Below are 17978 nucleotides of genomic sequence, written 5' to 3'. Positions count from 1 at the left end.
TGGAATACCAAAAGAGTCCGTTGGTGAAAAAACTTCACAGCCTAGCCGCGTGAGCAAGGAAAGACAACCTCCGCTACAAGTCAATTAAGGATGCTACCTCCGCATTAAAATTCAAATTGCCATTAAATCAACAAGCCGGATAGGGGATACTGCTGCGGGGGACACGGTCCAGGGGACCATGCTACGGGGGGTTGTTGATGACCAGGGCGTGCTGAAAGGCTTAGGAGGATCGATCGTGGGCTGCAGTTAGGATTGCCATTCACAACACTGCATTCACAACACTGCATTCAACACGGCAACTGCACTTGGCCGCGTTAGTCCGCGTTGCCGGACGAGGGCGACGCGACTGTACCTTGCAACTCTTCAGCGCGGCGCCGATGATACTCTGCCAACTCGCGATTCTCCTCCGCGTCCAGCAGGTGCGATTCGTAGAAATCGGCCAGCGCAGCGTGAACTTCCGGATCTTCGCTGCCATGAACCAATGCGCTGCGTAGCCAGAACAACCCGTTGCGTTCGGATTCATACTCCACCAACAACTTGCCCAACTTCACTCGCGAAACGCAGTCCGTTTCATCGCGGTTGATTTGATTGCGGAGCGAATTGACTTGTTGCAATGCATTCTTCGTCTGTGCAACCTTCTCAAAGTCCTCTGCTGCTTCCGCATCACGCTTCAGACCTCGCAAGGCGATTGCTCTTGAATAGCGTGCAGCCATATCGCGCGGGTTTTTTTCCAGCGACTGACTGAGCAGCCGAACCGCCTCCTCGAACTCGCCCGAATTGGCGAGCAACTTCCCCAATTCCGTTGCGGCGACAAAGCGTTCGGTCGTTTCCCCCACCTCTGCATAGGAGGCAACTACCTCAGCTAAATCCAGATCGAGCACTTCATAGAGCAATTCCTCTGCACCTTTCGCATCGCCGATTTTCGCCAAGCACATTGCCAACCCCACTTGCGCAGCAGCCGGCCGCTTCATCTCCAGGCAGCGTTTAAAAAGCTCGGCGGCCTGATCCGCTTGATTTTCATCCAACGATAGTCGCGCGAGGCTGAACAAAGCTGGGAAGTAGTTCTCGTCCAGCGCTATTGCCACACGGTAATTTTCCTTAGCGGATTCGAGCTGCTGCACGTATTCCTCAATCCGTCCAATCCGATAACGCGGTGTCGGATTGGAAGGAACATCTTTTGCCCAGGCCTCCAAGATTGCGAGCGCCTCTTCAAAGCGAGAGGCCATCCCCAAACCATTGGCAAGAGCCTCACTGATCTCGGCAGCATCGCGGTCCCCGGCCGCTAGCCTTCGCGTCAACTCCGGTTCCACCTGAGAGAGATTCCCGCTTTGCGCCAACTCGAGTTGCTGCTCGAGTTCGATCAACGAGGGGTCGAAGCCACGCGCCTGGGCCAATTTAAGAAACTCGGCTGCTTGCCTTTTCTGCCCCTCGTGCCGAGCCATGCGGGCGGCCAGAAAATACTGCTTGGCGTCCTGCGGCTGCAAGCGTTGCGTTACCTCGAGCCAGCTCTTGGCGCGCTCAAAGTCTCGACGAGCAACAGCTTGCTCTGCAAAGGTGTTCGTCAGACGCGCCAAGCCGCCGCTAAAATAGAAGCCTGCAACTAACAACAGGCAGATTGTCGCTAAGACCACACGCCGCCGGTTTGAAGAATCACCAGCGTTCTGCCTCCCATTCTGCTTGGAACGCATCTTGGCCGTACGTCGCGACTGATGGGCTGCTGACATTCAAGCGGTCGAGTCAAAAGGCATATTGTATTCAACGCTCCGACAAACCACGAGTTTATCTACGGGATGAACGGACGGCGTTAGAGGCTCGTCCATATCGCCCCATCCCGCAACGGCTTGCTGACGATAGTAACCCGCCCGCGAGAAGAGCAGGTGGTTGCAGCTACGGGGCAAGTAGGGAGCACTAACAGGACTTCATTATTACTTCGGACGCTTTCGATTCGACAATCCGTTAACGAATTGAACACTCCAACTTGCGCCCATTAACCACCCCACCATCCAGTGCGCTCGCCAAGTGAAATTCAGAGGCTCAAGACGGCGCACTGGGTCAGACTAGTTTTGGAGAAAGCTGAGAAGCGGACGGCTCTCTACAGTTTCCCTAGCATTTCTTTAGCCTTCGCCTTAACCTTCGCTGGAGTGTTGGCCTTCTCCAATTCGCTAAACGACTTCTTCAACTCAGCTGCCAGAGTCGGATCTTCTGCTGCCAACTTATCGATATCCATACCAATCACCATGATGGCACTACCTGCTTCTCCGGTCTCGGAAGCGGTCGTCAGATTGCTGCGGATCAACTCCTTAACTCCAGAGGCAGAGGTTTCAACCTCAACGCTACCTGGACCACCACAGCCGACAGTCAAAGCCAGCAAGAGTAGCGAAGCGGGTGAAAAGATTTTCATGAACTTGTTCAAAATGAATCCTCGATGCATTTAAAGGGAGGCTGAAGCGGGACGGGTTCTAGGTCGCATGAGGGCTATCGCCTCGCGGTACCAAAGACGACACCCGAGCAATTGCCCGGGTGTCCTAATTATTCAACATTCAATACGAGCTGACAACTACTCTGGCATTTGCAGAGATTGTCCGTCGTTACGTGCGCCATAGTACTGCCAAGTTAGCAGGTCGATGGAGCCCGACACGAATCGCACGGAACCGTCACCCGTAGCGCACTGAACGCCACCGGTGTGCATGCTGCGAGCGGTGTAGATACCGTCACGATCGGAGGCAAATCCACTACCACTTGTTTGGCAGTTAGGAAACTTCCAGTTCGGTGGTGCTGCGGTATTAAGTGCAGTTTGCGTAGGCTCTGGTGACAGCCACTGACCACCGTTGGTCGAGTTGTGAGCGGTTTGAGACGCACATGCCGCACCAAACTGGTCAAGCTCTTCTTGCGATGGATACTGAATCGTTCCGTTGGGGAAACCACTTCCAATCCGTGGCTCGGAGGATTGCCCGGTCATCAGGAAGGAGTTGTTGTCGTCACCCGACAGGTGCTCGGAAGCGAGCAACGTGTTGCTCAATCCATCCGAAACGTCGCCCATGCGAGTACTTGTCTTAGCATTCGCATCAGACTGACCGCGGAACATTCCGTTTTGATTCTTGTAGTTAGCCCAAGCGATGGTGGTACCAAAGCTGACACCGTAGTTACAACCAGGGCCGTTAGCCCAGCCAGTTCCCGAAGATGGGAAGCGAGGTGCCGAAGGGCATAGGAATGCGGAGATCGACGTTGCACGAACCGGAGCGTGTGGACCGCCTTCATCCCAGTTTGCATAGAAGCTGTTCGTGGTAGTCGTGAGTTGGTTGTACAGGTTACCCTGCTCGATGAACGGCAAGACCTGCGAGAAGGCACTGTAGCCTCTCCAATAGTCGCCCTGCCCGTTGCGGATCACAAAAGGTGAGAACACCTTGTGCGTATCGTGATAGTTGTGCATCGACAGGCCGATTTGCTTCATGTTATTCGAGCACGACATGCGACGAGCCGCTTCGCGTGCAGCCTGTACAGCTGGCAGCAAAAGGCCAACCAGAATACCGATGATAGCTATCACCACCAGTAGTTCGACGAGTGTAAAACCACTGCGTCGGTTTTGCATATTACTTAAACCCATGAAACAATCGATCCCTTCAAAAAATTGAATAAGTCAAAAAGGTCAAAATAAACTAGCTTGGTGGGGCGTACCACAATGGCCACTCAAGCTAAGCTAGGCTATTTACATCACCCACAATCCTACCACTGCCGTGAAGGAAAATCAAGTCACCTGCAAGATGCCCAAGGGAATTTAGAACTCCTTAGCCAACCTGAAGCATTAACGTATGTTAATATTAATGCGAATTCCCCCTCTTTTAGCTAAAGTCTTGACGCACGCTTTGATCCAGCAAGATCACGAGCGCCCAGATCCCCAGAGGTAACCCCACGCAACAACAGCTGCCGACCGGTAGCATCGCCACCACGGCGCCCGCAACGGCCAGGGTATGGGAGCGTTGCTGCAGCATTTTGATAGAGCCAAACACCACGATGCCACCGAACGCGAGCCCGACTAGATTGAAAATTAGCCCTAGGGGCCCTTGCCCCAAATTGTTCGAATCTTTGATCATTTGAACCACCCACTCATTTTCTTCGCCGAAGGCTTGGCGCATCTCCTCCAGCTGCTGCGGGTCGATTTGCGCACCTTCCACAATGCCGACCATAAACAGCGCAGCGCTCACCGCTCCCCACAGCGATAGTAGCACGCTCAGGCCTCCAACCACCAATAGTCCAATCGCCGGCGGCGTTAGGCGACGTTTGGAACGCTGGTCGGGCTGGCCGCCATCGAATTGATTGGCTCCTTGCAGGAATTCCGAATCGGATTGTCCCGGAGGATTTTCGTAGGGGTTGTTCTCCACGGTCTTGGCTCCAACTAGTTAGGAAAGAATCACTGGCTCGTTTCACCCACTGCGGGTCATTCAGCAGGTGGGGGTTGAATACCGCTGGCAATGAAGCGTCGATCAATTTGCGCCGAGCCACAGCCCTGGAAGGCGGGGCCCCACCAGGCTAGCGAAAACACAGCGCGGCCATGGGCATTTCCAGACGCGACGCTTGCAAGCGCTCCGGCGCTGAGGGGTTTAAGCCAAAAGGTCCGGAGCCGCTTCATCATCCGCTTCTTCAAAGCAACCTGGTGGGAAATAACACTCGGACTCTGCGCCCGCATCCATCAATAACCCACAATCCGGTGGCAAGCCATCGAGTAGCTCACCGCCTTCAAGGATCGTAGAGGGAATCTCTTCCCCTTCCGCCATTTCCTCCCCTGCGTCTTCGACTATTTCCTTGGCAAAGGCTGCCGCGTTTTGCTCATTGCTGAAACATACCACGGCCGTGTCGTCATCGATCTCGACCAAGACGACACTAAAGCTTCCATCCTCCCCCTTTTCAACTTCGCCCGTCTCAGCACTGATCTGCTGGAAGACGATGAAATTGTTGCTGCGGATCAAGTTCTCCGCAATTTCGGCGTCCCCTGCTTCGGCCGCTTCAGCAATGAGGGTACCGACATCGAGGGATTCATTTTCGGATTCGGACATGGAGCAATTCCATCTAACAATTGAAAATACAAACAAATTATAGAGTACAACGCACCGCACTCTGAAAACGATACTTCTAAAGGAGCAACTCCACAGGTGAGCAGCCATGGCCGACTTCCTCTGGAATGCTTCACCAATACTTCAGTGATAGCCTCCACCCTAGCTTGGTGAGCCCGACACAAGTTTTCGATCGATGGGTTCGGGGCTATTCCCGGACGGCCTCAAGGGCCTTTTGGCGGGCGGCTTCAAACTCGTCGCCTGGCAACCAAGCTGGCAATTCCTCTTGGTTGGCAATCACGATCCCCACCTGCATGAGGAGTTGCGCATCGTCGATGGCCCCAGCCAAATCCCAGTCCTCGGAGTACTCGTCGCTTGGCTGGTGGTAGGTTTCGTCCACCCAGTCTTCGAGCTGCTGCTTTCCCCAACCGTCAGGCTTGCCGACGACATTAACCCCACTGTGCAGGTAGATGCCAGGCACGCCAATCTTCGCTAAGCTGAACTGATCGGAGCGGTAGTAGTAGCCGCGGTCGGGGAAATAATCGGGCACCACCGTTCGGTGCTGCCACTTGGCTACCGCTTCAACGATGGAATCCAAGTTTGTTTTGCCATTGCCGATCAGATTCAGATCATGAGTTTTTCCGAGAAAATTGACTCCATCGATATTAATCACCGCTGCCATTTTCCCCGCCGGTACAGGAGGATGCGCTGCAAAGTGCTCCGATCCCAATAGGCCTTGCTCCTCAGCGCCCACGAAGGCAAACAGGATTGAGCGTCGGGGACGGACTTCTAGATTTGCAAGCGCCTTAGCAATGTTCAACAGAGAAGCGGTACCCGATGCATTATCGATAGCACCGTTGTAAATCTGGTCCCCATTCTCGTCCCGCTCGGCCGCCAATCCCAAGTGATCATGATGGGCCATGAAGACCACGTATTCTTGGCCGAGGCGAGGATCTGCGCCAGGGAGTACGCCAATCACATTGCGAGTATTCTGGTGACGAATGCGACACTCCAAATCGAGCGTCGTAGACACTCCAAGGGCTACCGGCCGGAACTCGCGAGACTCGGCTGCAGCACGCAATTGCGCGAGGTCGAATCCGGCAAATTGCACCACCCGCTGTGCCGCATCTTCGGTCAACCAGCCTTTAAACCGAGTGCGTGGCCCCGAATGGCTGGCCAATTCAAATTCCTCACCACTCCAGCCTGTCTGCACAACTTGGTAGGGATAGCCGGCAGAGGCCGTGGTGTGAATGATCAAGGCTCCAGCAGCGCCCAACTCGGCCGCCTTTTCATACTTGTAATCCCAGCGACCATAGTACAGCCGTCGTCGGCCAGCGAACAATCCGGGATCGGATTCGGGATCGTTGTTCATGAATACGAGAATCTTACCGCGAACATCGACTCCTTTGAAATCGTCCCAATTGTACTCCGGTGCTTGAATCCCGTATCCCACGAAAACAAGCTCCGCATCTTCGATGGACACCTGCTCTTGAGGCTGGCCACTAACGCCCACGTAATCCTCGTGCAACTGGAGTTCGATGCCGTCCGCCCCCTTGGTAATCTTCAACTTGGCGGGTGGAGTTGTCGTCAGGCCTTGCAGCGGTACCGGTTGATACCAGCTTTGGTTGTCTGCGGCCGGCTTTATCCCTAACGACTGCAATTCAGTCGAGATATACAGCTGTGCCAGTTCATCTCCTCGCGAGCCGGGGCCGCGTCCTTCCAACAGGTCATCTGCCAAGAAACGAATATGGCTGCGCAGCCCATCTTCGGTAATTGCCTGCCCCGCGTTCGCGTGCGCTGCGGCAGGGCTCCAGGCAGAGTTTTGCGCAAGGACGGCGTCTGCGGCAGTCAAGATTGGAAGCAGGCTGAGAATCAATGTCTTAATCATCGTGGAATTCCTCCGATGTTGGGGGCGTCCGCCCACGGAGCCTGCGTAAATCAGGCCCAGCATCGGGCGATGCATTTCATCAGTGATCGGTCTCGTTCGTCGGGTAACGCGATGCGACATGCCGACTTGCAAAGTTTGCGGTGCAAGCGACAACATACCCCGAAACCGCCGCGACTCAAATCAGACTGAACAGTCGCAACGAGAAGAATTCCCAGACTGTGCCTGGCACTTCAAAAATTCCTGGCATGCACTGCAAAATTGCCCGTTTCCCTCTGGGCCCGGACGGGAGCTCAGCGATGCAGCCCTAAACGGGATGGAATTTGCCAACGATCGACAGTGCAGCGGAGTGCAATTCCCCATTGCTGGCCAGCACACTCGAGGTGGCAAGCGGCAGCTCATCCCCGCGCCCTGTTGTCATCGTGCCACCGGCTTCTTCCAGGATCAGCCTTCCGGCGGCGAAGTCCCATGCGGCTAACTGATATTCGAAGAAAACTCCGTACAACCCATCCGCCACTTGGCACAAGTCCAAGGCAGCGGCGCCAAACCGCCGAATTCCATGAATGTTCTGTTTAAAAAATTCATGAATCGCGGCTAGTGTCGACTCCATCATCGTGCCACGGTCGTAGTAAAACCCACACCCAATCATCGATTGGTCCAACCGAGTATCGGGGCTAACTTGCATCCGTTGCCCATTGTGGAACGCGCCACCTCCGGAGACAGCCAGATACCAATCCGATCGAACTGGATTGACCACCACACCACACTTAGCAACTCCTCGATGGTAATAGGCCACGGAGATCGCGAAATGAGGAATGCGATGCGCAAAGTTATTGGTGCCATCGAGCGGATCAACGACCCACAAGTGTTCGGCTGCGGTGGAGCCGCTTTGCTCCTCTTCTCCCAAGATAGCATGGCCGGGCGCGGCCGACTGAATGACCTGAGCGATCGCCTGCTCCGACTGAATATCGGCATCGCTGACCAAATTGTAAGTGGCGTCGTCGTCCTTCCAACGCATCTCCGCGCCACGCTCAAAGTAGTCGACAATCACAGCCGCGCCAGCCGCAGCAGCTGCAATTGCGATGCGCATCTCAGGAGTATCACAGCTGGGAGCCAGCGCGGGCGCGGATAAATTGGGGAGCTTCATTGGGACAGCATCTTTCAACTCGAATTAGCTAGGTGCTTGGTAATCCACGGGCGGGTAGCTGAAGCGTAGCCTGCGAATTCGGCTTGGGAATCAAGGGAGAATTAAGACGCTGCGCTATGCATGGAACCGCGGGGAACGCCGCGCGAGCGGCTTATTGAAATAGTAACCTGCGGCGTGCGCAAGGCAGAGTGGGCGCCGCTACAGAGTGATTGGGAGTGCCGACTTCGCAATAAAACGGAAACCGTGCTCATTTCATCCAGCGGTCAAGCAGGAGGAACAGCTCAATCCACAATGCGCTAACGACGACTTCGCTGCCGCGTCTTCGACCGACGGGACCTGGATTTCCTCCGCTTGGATTTTGAGGACGTAGAACTCAGCGCACTCAACGGAGCTGGCACAAACCAGATCAACATCCCCAGCGCACCGGTGATCATCAGCGGCCAAACAATCGGTACCGAAACGAACTCCACCGCTGGCTCAACCTTCGGATTCGCAGCCGCGCCATCACTGGGCAATGGCAGGACAGGGCCGGTCGGCAGTTCGCCCGCCTGCGCGGGAGCGGGCGTATTCAATATCTTAGCGCTATCGCGTCGCTTGAACTTGATCGAAGTCGTCTTGGTAGCTGCCGCAGCTAGGGCGAGGAAAACTGTGGTGATGAACAGGATCAGCCCGAGTAAGCGAACATGCGGCATAACAACTACCTGCTGGACTAGGAACGAGGGACAGAACGACGGCGAAAATCTCGGAATTCCTGCGGCCAGGGAGCGGTGAACTGCAGGACCTCTCCCGATTCAGGGTGGGTGATCCCAAGTGTTTCGGCATGCAGCGCAATTCGCTTGAAGGGCCACAAGGGATGTTCTGCCTGCTCGGGGCGGTAGCGAGGATCTCCCAGAAGTGGATGGCCCGTTTCGGCAAAATGGACGCGAATCTGATTGCGGCGGCCCGTTTCCAAACGGACTTCGACGCAGGTGGTATCCTTCCAAACCTCTTTAACCCGGTAGTGCGTGATGGCCAGCTCCCCCTTCTCGGGGTCCGAGGAGGAGTAGCGATTGAGGGAATCATCCGTGGCTAGGTAGGTTTTGAAGGTGCCCGTGGGCTGCTTGAGCGTCCCTTGAACAATCGCGACGTACTTGCGTTCGGGTTTCCTGGCAGCAAATTGACTTCGCAAGCGATCCGCCGCTTCATACGACTTGCCAAACACGAGCACCCCAGAGACGCCACGATCCAATCGCTGAACGCAAATTGCCTGTCCGGCCCCCGGCTGTTTTTCCAGCCATTTTCGCACCTGAGACTGCAAGGTGTTGCGTTCACGTTTGGGGGTCGGAACTGTCAGCAGGGCTGCCGGCTTGTTGACCACAATGACATATTCGTCGTCGTAGATCACTTCAAACCTAGCGTCCAGTTTCGCTTTGGCTCGCTTCTGCTTGATCGGCTGAGGCGCATAGTCGATGGCGACCTCATCTCCGACGTTAAAGCACCAATGAGGCTGCGTTACCATGCGGCCCTGGCAACTGACTGCGCCATCGTGAAGCAATTGTTCCGCGATCTTACGCTTCACTTTTAAAGCTGCCTGAACCACGGTCAGCGCCGTTCGAGCCGGAAGAGGGAGATTTGGTGAAATCGTGTATCGAACAAGCACTTTGTTGCCGGTAGTGGAGACAGCGTGGATGCTGGGGCGGAGCCCAAGCACTTTCCAAGAGAGATGGAGACTGGCCCTCATTCTAGTATGTTTGCTGGCTAAGATAAGGTAGGCATTTTTGGGAGGTACCAAGAGGAAATTGGCAAGCCCAGTTCCGCCCAGTTTTACGGGAAATCTCAAACTGCTATTTGGCTTGCACTGCAGAACATGTAATACTGCGCACGTGTCTCGGTCGAAGTTGGACAGGGGATGTCGCGAACAAGCTTCCGCAGTTGGGTAAAGACTGAACCGCAATCGTGAGCCCAATCGTCACTCCTAAAACTACGTGCCGAATAATACTAGTCCTCGCGAGCATAAAGGAGTTTTTGAATGCGAATTGGGTCTGGGAAACGGAGAGCCAAGCCGGCTCTCAAGATAGCGCTGGCCCTAGCGGCAGCGCTACTGTGCACGCCCGTGCATGCGGAATCCGAAGTTTCGAACAAAACTGAAATCGGAAGCGTTTCAACGGGTGCCCCCACGCTTGCTCCAAGCAGGCCAAGTGACGTCCGCGTCTCTCCACAGGAACTCTCAGGAGATAGCGCAGAAGCCAAACAGCAGGCGCAGCCCGCTGTAACCACAGCCGCGACGACAAGTTCGATTCTGTCCAATCCCTCACATCCCGTGGTCGCAGTAGTGCCTGCCAGCGCAGATGCTCCCGCACCGGCGACGAGCCCCGCGGCTTCAGCAACCCCCAAAGCGGCTCAACAAGAATGCAAGCCATGCGCCTTGAAGGCAGATGCCATCGCGCGCGGCTTGATGGTGGACGATGGAAAGCTAACGCCGATTCCGATGGTTTCAGACCAAGGCTCCGGCGTTGCAACCGAACCACCAGAACCAGGCAGCAACACACCTTGTTGGCCAGTATTTATTGCCTGCTGCGACGGTGGTGGTACAGACTGCTTCATCTGGTATCTCCAGTGCTGTTCGGTCACCGGTGAAGAAGTACGCTGGAACAGTTGCCCCGTGCAAGAAGACCCACCAGGGGGCCCTGTACCTCCTCCAGGCGGCGGACCAGGCGTTCCACCTCCAGTCGGCCCCTAGTAGCGGTGCTATCAAGCTCGATCGAGCCTGAATGCCAGCCAATGATTGGCTGGCATTCTTGCGTTGGTCATTCTGGCCGCGATAGAAAGATGCGATGTTGGACGAACACACTATCGAGTTTGCCCACATCGATTTCCACAAAATTCCCTTCAGTGCCAAAACCAAAGACTTGGCTGAAGTGATCGTTGCCAGCTAGAATCCACCCCGAATTGTCATTGCAGAACACGCCAAGTCGATTGGGAAGATTCGACGGAGCCTGCCACGAGACGTTCGGGAATTGTTCCCGACCGGAGCCCTGCACCGCGCGGAACATATTCGCAACGAACTCGGTTCCATAGGCCGCCGGACTCGTAATCAAGTGCGCATTGGCCAATTCTTCAACGGTTGCAAGTCGGTACCCGGTCCTGCTCGCTTCAGCGGTAAAAGTCCTGGCCCGCTTCTGCTCTCCCACATTCTTTGAATCCGTGGTGACGGAATCGGCAAACGTATACACCGGTTCGAGCCCATCTAGCTCACTCAGCCAATTGCAGAGTCCCGCGATGTCGTCGTTTTCCACCGCAACCGCTGGAAAACCGCGTGTGAGTCCCCCCAAGTGCCCGCTAACATCGAGAGCCGGTTCCCCCAGGCTCTGTCGATAGAATCGATCCATGAGCTCGCTGCTTATTGCTTTCGAGGTAATCCAGACATGCCGCTGGGCTACCTGGCTTGCGTCGCCCGCAGCTCGCCCGCGAATTACGACTCCACTCCTGCGAGGTTCGAGCTCATGCAGGGGAATGCGAATCAGCTCCATTCCGCTCGGCGTGATCTCCCATTGGGCATGCGGAGGAGCGGTGACCGCACCGGTATCAATTTCGAGACGTTCGCAGAGCCATCTGGAAATCGAATGGAGAGAGCTGGTTTGACTCCCCAATTCTCCTAACAGGAACGATTCAATTCCAGGCAGTTGCGCCAGAACGGCGTCGGGATAACTCCCCAATGCGACCAACGCGTGATAGCGCATGAGCCCGGTCGAATTGGCGACCAATTCAAGCCACATCGACGGTGGTGCTCTCCAACGCGTTGCTTCGTCCAGTAGAAGATTGACCAAGCCCAACCCTTTGTCTGCGGCAAGCAAACTCGTTAAAGCTTGCTGATCCCCCGTGGCCCCCAACGTAATTGCGGCCCGCGCAAGCGCTACCGGATCACTCTGTTGAGAAATGCGCTGCAGCAAATATTGCTTGGATTCTGGATGCCGTTCCGCCAGCTCAACAACCTCCGCCCCCAGAGCGGGTTCAATATCAGCAATCTTGGCGTACAGTGAATTCAACTGCTTGGGATCCAAACGGCTGACCAGTAAGGTGCAGCGAGTCTTTGTCCGCTTACCGTCGACTTGCATCCATCGATTGGCAATCTCGAGGACTCGCCGCCGATCGGGCAAGGTCTCCAGCTCGTCGAGCAAACGCGGCACTTCTCCCACATCACTACTGATCAAGCCATCTAGTTTACTGTTGATCATCAGAAGCTTGGTTTCCACGGCCACGCGATGTTGAAACCAGGCCAAGCCGAAGATCAATCCCAGCACGCACAGCAAACCGCTGGCCAGGATCCCGCGCCGCAAAAAGTAGGCATTCGTCGCCGCCAGGTAACGAGCTTGCGGCTCGGTTAAATTCAAGACTTTTGCACCACGACGGATCGCAAGATACTCACCCAGCGAAGGGAGAAAACGTTCATCGGGACGGCGTTCCCACATCCGAGCCAACTCGCGGAAACGCGCCACGGAACGCCCCGTTGCAGTTATCTGTGTAGCTTGTTCGGTCCACATGCGGATGGGAGGAACTTGCAAATCATGGCCAATTCGATACTTCCTGGTATCTACCCTAGCAAGGCTGTCGAAAGCCAATCCCTCCGGGAACGCGTCGGAGGTCTCCAACTCGACCACAACTTTGAGCTCGTCGACCAACAATGAACAGACGACCTCAATCTCCGCCACAGAGCATTGGCGTCCCATATGCTGTTGAATCTCACTGGCCGACAATTGGGTGTCGCGCACCGATTGCTCCTCGGACGGGAGCAATTGAGTCAAAATGTCAATCGCGGCAGGCATCGCATGAGCGCGCCGCGGTGGCGCGGTATTGGATTCGAAGAAGTCCTCGAAGTGAGCAACGTACAAACCAGTGAGACCCCCAGCTTGCTCAAGGATACTTGGGTTCCATTGATGAATGCTGGCCATCTGTGCAAACATCGTTAGCTGGGTAGGCAAAATTTGAGCGCCGCGGCCACGCCCCAATACCGCTACGATGCGATCCAGTTCATCGTCAAAATAAGAAAAGGAATCCTTGGATTCGTACGATTCCGCATCGCTGGGTAGCGTACCGTAAAACCGCCCCATCGACTCGAGAATCTTCTTGGCTTGTGAGGGCCCCAGCAATTCCATCGCGAAGGAATTCTTGCCTTCTAACAAGGTAACTTCGACCAGCTCGGTCAGTTTCGTAACGGTTCTCCAATGCTCATCACTAGCGACCAAGATGATCTTCAGGCGTGTCCCATCGCATTGTCGAAAAGCGGCAGCGACCAATTGATACTGGCTCGCGGACGCGCGCTGTGCCCAAATTTCAAAGTGGTCGAGGACAATCACGATCTTCAGAGGACTTGATTCGCTCTCAATTTGAACCCGCAATCGCATCAACAACTCAGTCAAACTCTCGTCGCTCGACGGCAATTGGAAATGCTCGACCACGGCTTGCACAATACGTTTAGCCAGGTTTCCAGAACGACAATCGACGGTCACGACACCAATCTCAGGAGAGAGATTGGGCAAAACACCAGCCTGCATAAAAGAGGTCTTACCGCTTCCTGGAGGTCCGTACAGAACCGCTAGGCGGAATTGCTCAGTCGGGTCCTTGGACTCAATCCAGTCTTTCCAGTGCAGGATGGCTTCGGGCAAGCCCGACGGATGTCGTGGGCCGGGTGCCAGTTCAAGATACCCCTCAGCGTCGGCCCGACCGAACGGTTCGATGCCTCGTGGCGCCAACAAATCGCGAACGTAGGAGGTGGTGTCGACGATCCGCGAGCCCAAACTAGCATGCACACGAGGGGGCGGCTTCGCTGTCGCGTCCGTGGCCAAATCACCGCCGTCTAAAACACCTTGCAAGGCATCCGCGAATTCTTGCATCGAGGCATAGCGATCTTTAACGCTCTTCCGCATGGCGCGACGGCAAATCCGGTCGAGTTCAATGGAAACGTCCGGGTTTAAAGAACGCAGGGCCACGGGTTCTTCGCTGATCGTCGCCTTAGCAACTTCACTTCGGGAATTTCCGTCGAAAGGAAGGCGGTCGGTCAACATTTCGTAAAGCAAGATGCCCAGTGAGAACACGTCACTCCGAGCATCGATGCGGTGGATCTCCCCGCGCATCTGCTCGGGAGACATATACCGCAAGGTTCCGCTTACGGTCGAAGCCAATTTCTCCCAAGTCGGCTTCCAGGCGAGACCAAAATCAGACAGTAGAGGATTGTCATAGTTGTCGAACAGAACGTTGGCGGGTTTGATATCGCGATGCACGATGCGTTTTGAATGTGCATGATCGGCCGCCATTGCCAATCGCTTGGCAATCTCCACACTTCTTCTCACCGACAGGCGTTCTCGATTCATGGCAAGTCGGAGTGTCGGCCCCGTCACGTATTGCATGACGATCAAAACACCGAAATGTGGATCGTGCACCACATCAAAGACACGCACAATCGAGGGGTGATCTAGCGACGCCACCAACTTGGCTTCGTTCAGCGCCGAATCAATGTTCACCTCTAAGTTCAAGGAGCGTTTTACCGCCACGCGTCGGTCGAGCTCCAGGTCAACGGCCAGATAGACATCCGAAAAACCACCGCGGCCCAGGCACCGTAGCACTCGGTAACGCTTTGAAAACATCGTGCCAGCAGGGAGGGGTTCCAGCAGGGGAACTCCCGCAGAACGACTCCCTGGCTCCAAAAAGGTGGGAGCTCCAAACAACGACTCTCCCTTGCCCGACTGGCTGTTGAGAAAGCTGTCCAATCCAAGGTGCAAGCTACTCTGTGGCCCCAGCTGGCGCAACTTATCACGTTTTGATTTTCGAGGCGTCATTCAATAACTCGCGAGGACTCTTAGGGAAAAGGATTCCGCAACTCGCGTGCAAAAACTCTCCCTCCACTGCGGCCCCTAATACCGGAAAATTCAGCCTATCTACCGCGTGGTGGAAACACTTCCTGCTGGCCTCACACCACACTTCCGGGGAGCGTGAAGCCAAACTCGGCAGCAAGCGTTGGTGTACACGTTGCCACACCACTAGCCTACTACGTCTTGCGTTGGAGTCGAGGGAAACTCAGTGACGGGCCCACACAATTCAATAGCAGAATGCCAATCACCCCCTCTTGGGCCTAGGGATTTTCTTACCTGTATTCCCACGGCGGCGCGACTTGGAACCGCTTTTCTGGTTGCTCGTTTTCTGGCTGTTGGAATACTCGTCAACCGACTCACCAATCCGATCTCGCAGATTCGTCAATTTATCTCTTAGTGCAGCAGCCTGTTCAAACTCAAGATCCTCGGCTGCCTGAAGCATTTCCTTCTCGAGCAGCTCCAAGTACTCTTCGGTAACGATCTGTCCTTTGGCTTCAGTGCGAACGGCATTGCGCGCGTGCTGGTGTGACTTGACAGCCGATTCAATCCCAGCTCGGATGTTCCGTCGCACCGATGCAGGTGTGATATTGTGCTCTAAGTTGTAAGCCTGCTGTAGCTCTCGACGGCGTTGAGTCTCATCAATGGCGGCACGCATCGAGTTGGTAATGCGGTCGGCATACAACACCACTTTCGAGTTGACATTACGAGCAGCCCGCCCGATGGTTTGGATCAATGAGGTCTCGCTGCGGAGAAACCCCTCTTTGTCGGCATCCAAAATTGCCACAAACGAAACTTCCGGTAGATCGAGTCCCTCCCGGAGCAGGTTTACCCCTACGAGCACATCAAATTGCCCTTGGCGTAATTCGTGAAGCAGTTCAACGCGTTCAAAGGCATCGAGTTCGCTGTGCAACCAGCGGCAGCGGACGTCTTGGTCAGTCAAGTAACCGGCTAAATCCTCAGCCAGCCGCTTGGTAAGGGCAGTCACCAGCGTGCGTTCATTGCTGGCAGCTCGCAAGCGCACCTCCTCGAGCAGGTGGGCAACCTGTCCGCGAGCTGGCACAACTTCAACCACTGGATCGAGCAGCCCTGTTGGACGAATAATTTGCTCGACCACCTCGCCACCAGTCTGCTCCAGCTCATAATTGCTGGGCGTGGCAGACACAAAGATCACTTGCTTCGTTTTGGCTTCCCATTCCTCAAACTGCAAGGGTCGATTGTCCAGCGCACTGGGCAGGCGAAAGCCGTGGCTAACCAACGTCTTCTTACGACTCTGATCCCCCGCATACATCGCTCGAACCTGTGGCACCGTCACGTGAGATTCATCCACCAACAACAAGAAATCGTCTGGAAAGAAATCGTAGAGCGTGTCGGGTGTGGCGCCTGGCGGCTTGCCCGATAATGGGCGCGAGTAATTCTCGACTCCAGGACAATGCCCAACTTCCTGCAACATTTCCAAGTCAAATCGGGTGCGTGCGTTGAGTCGCTGGGCTTCGATCAGCTTGCCCTCCGCTTCGAATTTCTCCAACTGCTCCTTCAACTCCGCGCGGATTGAACGGACCGCCTGCTCAATGCGGTGCTCGGGAGTGACAAAGTGCTTGGCAGGGTAGATGAAGACTTCTTCCAATCTTGATATGACTTCACCCGTGAGGGGATTGGTAATGGAAATCTGTTCGATGTCATCTCCCCACATCTCGATACGGTAGGAGAACTCCTCGTAGGATGGCCAGATTTCCAAACAATCCCCGCGGACGCGGAATCGACTCCGTTCAAACGCAGTGTCATTTCTTTGGTACTGAATATCGACTAATTGCAGCAAGATGTCGTCGCGCACTATGGCTTGGCCAACACGCAGTGGCACCACCATGTTGCGGTAGTCCTCTGGGCTCCCCAAACCGTAGATACTCGACACGCTAGCCACAATCACCACATCATCACGGCTGACTAGAGCGCTCGTTGCCGCCAAACGCAGGCGATCGATCTCTTCGTTAATCGACGCATCTTTTTCGATATAAACATCGCGAGCTGGAATGTACGCTTCCGGTTGGTAGTAATCGTAATAGCTCACAAAATAGTGCACTGCGTTATACGGAAAGAAGCTCTTAAACTCGCTGTAGAGCTGAGCCGCCAACGTCTTGTTGTGGCTCAGGACGAGCGTCGGACGCTTTATTTCCTGAATAACATTCGCCATCGTGAAGGTCTTACCGGAGCCCGTTACCCCCAACAGCATTTGGTGCTTCTTGTTGCTGCGCAAGCCACTTACGAGGGCTTCGATTGCGCGGGGTTGATCCCCTCCCGGGGCAAATTCGCTGACAAGATGAAATTCGGCTTGATTTTCAGCATGGTTGGTCGCATTACGGGGCATTGCGTGCCTTTGGTGAAACGCGGGGCGGACTGGGTTGAACAATTAACATGGGGGATAACTCAGCCAAAGTCCGCGGACCAATGCCGCGGACCGCTTCGACTGCTTCGACCGTGGAAAACGGACCATGGAGACGACGGTACTCGGTAATGCGTCGCGCCATTGCAGGCCCAACCTGGGGAAGTGCCTGAAGTTCCGCCGCGTCCGCTTGATTTAAATCGACCAGAAACCGAGGACTGACAGACCGAATCTGCTGCTCGTCCGAACGCTGCCTGAGCCATTGATAAACGCTGACCGATAGTAGGAGGGCCACTAAACAACACCAACCAGCCGCCCCTGTATACGCGTGCACTTCACCTTGGGAATCGGACACCGGAGTATCGCTGGGCGCCGGCGGCACCGGCACCGGCACCGGCAAATCTGGGCCCGGTACATCTGGGCCCGGTACATCTGGACCCGGTACATCTGGACCTTGCAAATCAGGCCCCTGCAACTGGGGTGCATCGGGAGACTGGGATAGCATTATCGTGCGGGACCCCCTCTAGCCTGCGCCGTGAATTCGCCCGGGAAAAACGATTCTCGCGGAATGCAAGTCCTCAGTATACGAGGTCGCTTGGATACAGTCAGCAGGCATTCCCGCTGGGATCACGACTTCGTGGGAGGGCGAGGCTGCGAGCGGCCCACTCCACTTCAA

13 protein-coding genes are annotated in these 17978 nt (G+C 55.2%); 1 reads left to right on the top strand and 12 read right to left on the bottom strand.

Going from position 1 to position 17978, the window contains the following annotated elements; translation table 11 throughout:
• Window positions 1–314 precede the first annotated feature (314 nt).
• The 9 genes from Q31a_RS05050 to Q31a_RS05010 form a co-directional block, all read right to left on the bottom strand.
• Window positions 315–1724 carry a tetratricopeptide repeat protein gene (locus Q31a_RS05050; protein ID WP_145074928.1) on the bottom strand — a complete coding sequence of 470 codons (1410 nt, stop codon included), beginning with the start codon at window positions 1722–1724 and terminating at the stop codon, window positions 315–317.
• Between the two features lie 368 nt (window positions 1725–2092).
• On the bottom strand, window positions 2093–2401 hold the full coding sequence (locus tag Q31a_RS05045; protein WP_145074924.1) for a hypothetical protein: 309 nt from the start codon (window positions 2399–2401) through the stop codon (window positions 2093–2095).
• A 156-nt stretch (window positions 2402–2557) separates the two neighbouring features.
• Entirely contained in the window at window positions 2558–3604 is a 1047-nt protein-coding gene (locus Q31a_RS05040) for a DUF1559 domain-containing protein (protein WP_145074921.1), read from the bottom strand.
• Between the two features lie 235 nt (window positions 3605–3839).
• Window positions 3840–4379: a hypothetical protein gene (locus Q31a_RS05035; RefSeq protein WP_145074918.1), complete on the bottom strand. Its 540-nt coding sequence runs from the start codon at window positions 4377–4379 to the stop codon at window positions 3840–3842.
• A gap of 219 nt (window positions 4380–4598) precedes the next feature.
• Window positions 4599–5051, bottom strand: coding sequence for a hypothetical protein (locus Q31a_RS05030; protein ID WP_145074915.1), 453 nt, complete (start codon window positions 5049–5051; stop codon window positions 4599–4601).
• A gap of 205 nt (window positions 5052–5256) precedes the next feature.
• Window positions 5257–6936 (bottom strand): M28 family peptidase, encoded by a 1680-nt coding sequence (locus Q31a_RS05025; protein WP_145074912.1) that lies wholly within the window; start codon window positions 6934–6936, stop codon window positions 5257–5259.
• Between the two features lie 304 nt (window positions 6937–7240).
• A complete protein-coding gene (locus Q31a_RS05020; RefSeq protein WP_231691074.1) occupies window positions 7241–8080 on the bottom strand; it encodes an inositol monophosphatase family protein in 840 nt (279 codons plus the stop codon).
• Between the two features lie 296 nt (window positions 8081–8376).
• Complete coding sequence (locus Q31a_RS05015) at window positions 8377–8772, bottom strand: hypothetical protein (protein WP_145074909.1); 396 nt, start codon at window positions 8770–8772, stop codon at window positions 8377–8379.
• A 17-nt stretch (window positions 8773–8789) separates the two neighbouring features.
• Window positions 8790–9800: an RluA family pseudouridine synthase gene (locus Q31a_RS05010; RefSeq protein WP_145074906.1), complete on the bottom strand. Its 1011-nt coding sequence runs from the start codon at window positions 9798–9800 to the stop codon at window positions 8790–8792.
• A 288-nt stretch (window positions 9801–10088) separates the two neighbouring features.
• Here Q31a_RS05010 and Q31a_RS05005 point away from each other — a divergent pair, with 288 nt between their 5' ends.
• Window positions 10089–10799: a hypothetical protein gene (locus Q31a_RS05005; protein WP_145074903.1), complete on the top strand. Its 711-nt coding sequence runs from the start codon at window positions 10089–10091 to the stop codon at window positions 10797–10799.
• Between the two features lie 67 nt (window positions 10800–10866).
• Here Q31a_RS05005 and Q31a_RS05000 read toward each other — a convergent pair whose 3' ends face one another.
• The 3 genes from Q31a_RS05000 to Q31a_RS04990 form a co-directional block, all read right to left on the bottom strand.
• On the bottom strand, window positions 10867–14892 hold the full coding sequence (locus Q31a_RS05000; RefSeq protein ID WP_145074900.1) for a serine/threonine-protein kinase: 4026 nt from the start codon (window positions 14890–14892) through the stop codon (window positions 10867–10869).
• A 277-nt stretch (window positions 14893–15169) separates the two neighbouring features.
• Complete coding sequence (gene uvrB / locus Q31a_RS04995) at window positions 15170–17287, bottom strand: excinuclease ABC subunit UvrB (RefSeq protein WP_145074897.1); 2118 nt, start codon at window positions 17285–17287, stop codon at window positions 15170–15172.
• Window positions 17277–17807 (bottom strand): ComEA family DNA-binding protein, encoded by a 531-nt coding sequence (locus tag Q31a_RS04990; RefSeq protein WP_145074894.1) that lies wholly within the window; start codon window positions 17805–17807, stop codon window positions 17277–17279. The genes uvrB and Q31a_RS04990 overlap by 11 nt, the downstream gene beginning before the upstream one ends.
• Window positions 17808–17978: the final 171 nt, after the last annotated feature.

The organism is Aureliella helgolandensis (assembly GCF_007752135.1).
Taxonomy (GTDB): Bacteria; Planctomycetota; Planctomycetia; order Pirellulales; family Pirellulaceae; genus Aureliella; species Aureliella helgolandensis.
Note: the sequence above shows the minus strand (reverse complement) of the source record. Positions and strands in the feature narration are given on the sequence as shown.

Coding starts and splice junctions, on each gene's coding strand:
- Q31a_RS05050 (WP_145074928.1), bottom strand. CDS start 1,724: ATGTCAGCAGCCCATCAGTCGCGACGTACGGCCAAGATGCGTTCCAAG.
- Q31a_RS05045 (WP_145074924.1), bottom strand. CDS start 2,401: ATGAAAATCTTTTCACCCGCTTCGCTACTCTTGCTGGCTTTGACTGTC.
- Q31a_RS05040 (WP_145074921.1), bottom strand. CDS start 3,604: ATGGGTTTAAGTAATATGCAAAACCGACGCAGTGGTTTTACACTCGTC.
- Q31a_RS05030 (WP_145074915.1), bottom strand. CDS start 5,051: ATGTCCGAATCCGAAAATGAATCCCTCGATGTCGGTACCCTCATTGCT.
- Q31a_RS05025 (WP_145074912.1), bottom strand. CDS start 6,936: ATGATTAAGACATTGATTCTCAGCCTGCTTCCAATCTTGACTGCCGCA.
- Q31a_RS05020 (WP_231691074.1), bottom strand. CDS start 8,080: ATGAAGCTCCCCAATTTATCCGCGCCCGCGCTGGCTCCCAGCTGTGAT.
- Q31a_RS05015 (WP_145074909.1), bottom strand. CDS start 8,772: ATGCCGCATGTTCGCTTACTCGGGCTGATCCTGTTCATCACCACAGTT.
- Q31a_RS05010 (WP_145074906.1), bottom strand. CDS start 9,800: ATGAGGGCCAGTCTCCATCTCTCTTGGAAAGTGCTTGGGCTCCGCCCC.
- Q31a_RS05005 (WP_145074903.1), top strand. CDS start 10,089: ATGCGAATTGGGTCTGGGAAACGGAGAGCCAAGCCGGCTCTCAAGATA.
- Q31a_RS05000 (WP_145074900.1), bottom strand. CDS start 14,892: ATGACGCCTCGAAAATCAAAACGTGATAAGTTGCGCCAGCTGGGGCCA.
- uvrB (WP_145074897.1), bottom strand. CDS start 17,287: ATGCCCCGTAATGCGACCAACCATGCTGAAAATCAAGCCGAATTTCAT.
- Q31a_RS04990 (WP_145074894.1), bottom strand. CDS start 17,807: ATGCTATCCCAGTCTCCCGATGCACCCCAGTTGCAGGGGCCTGATTTG.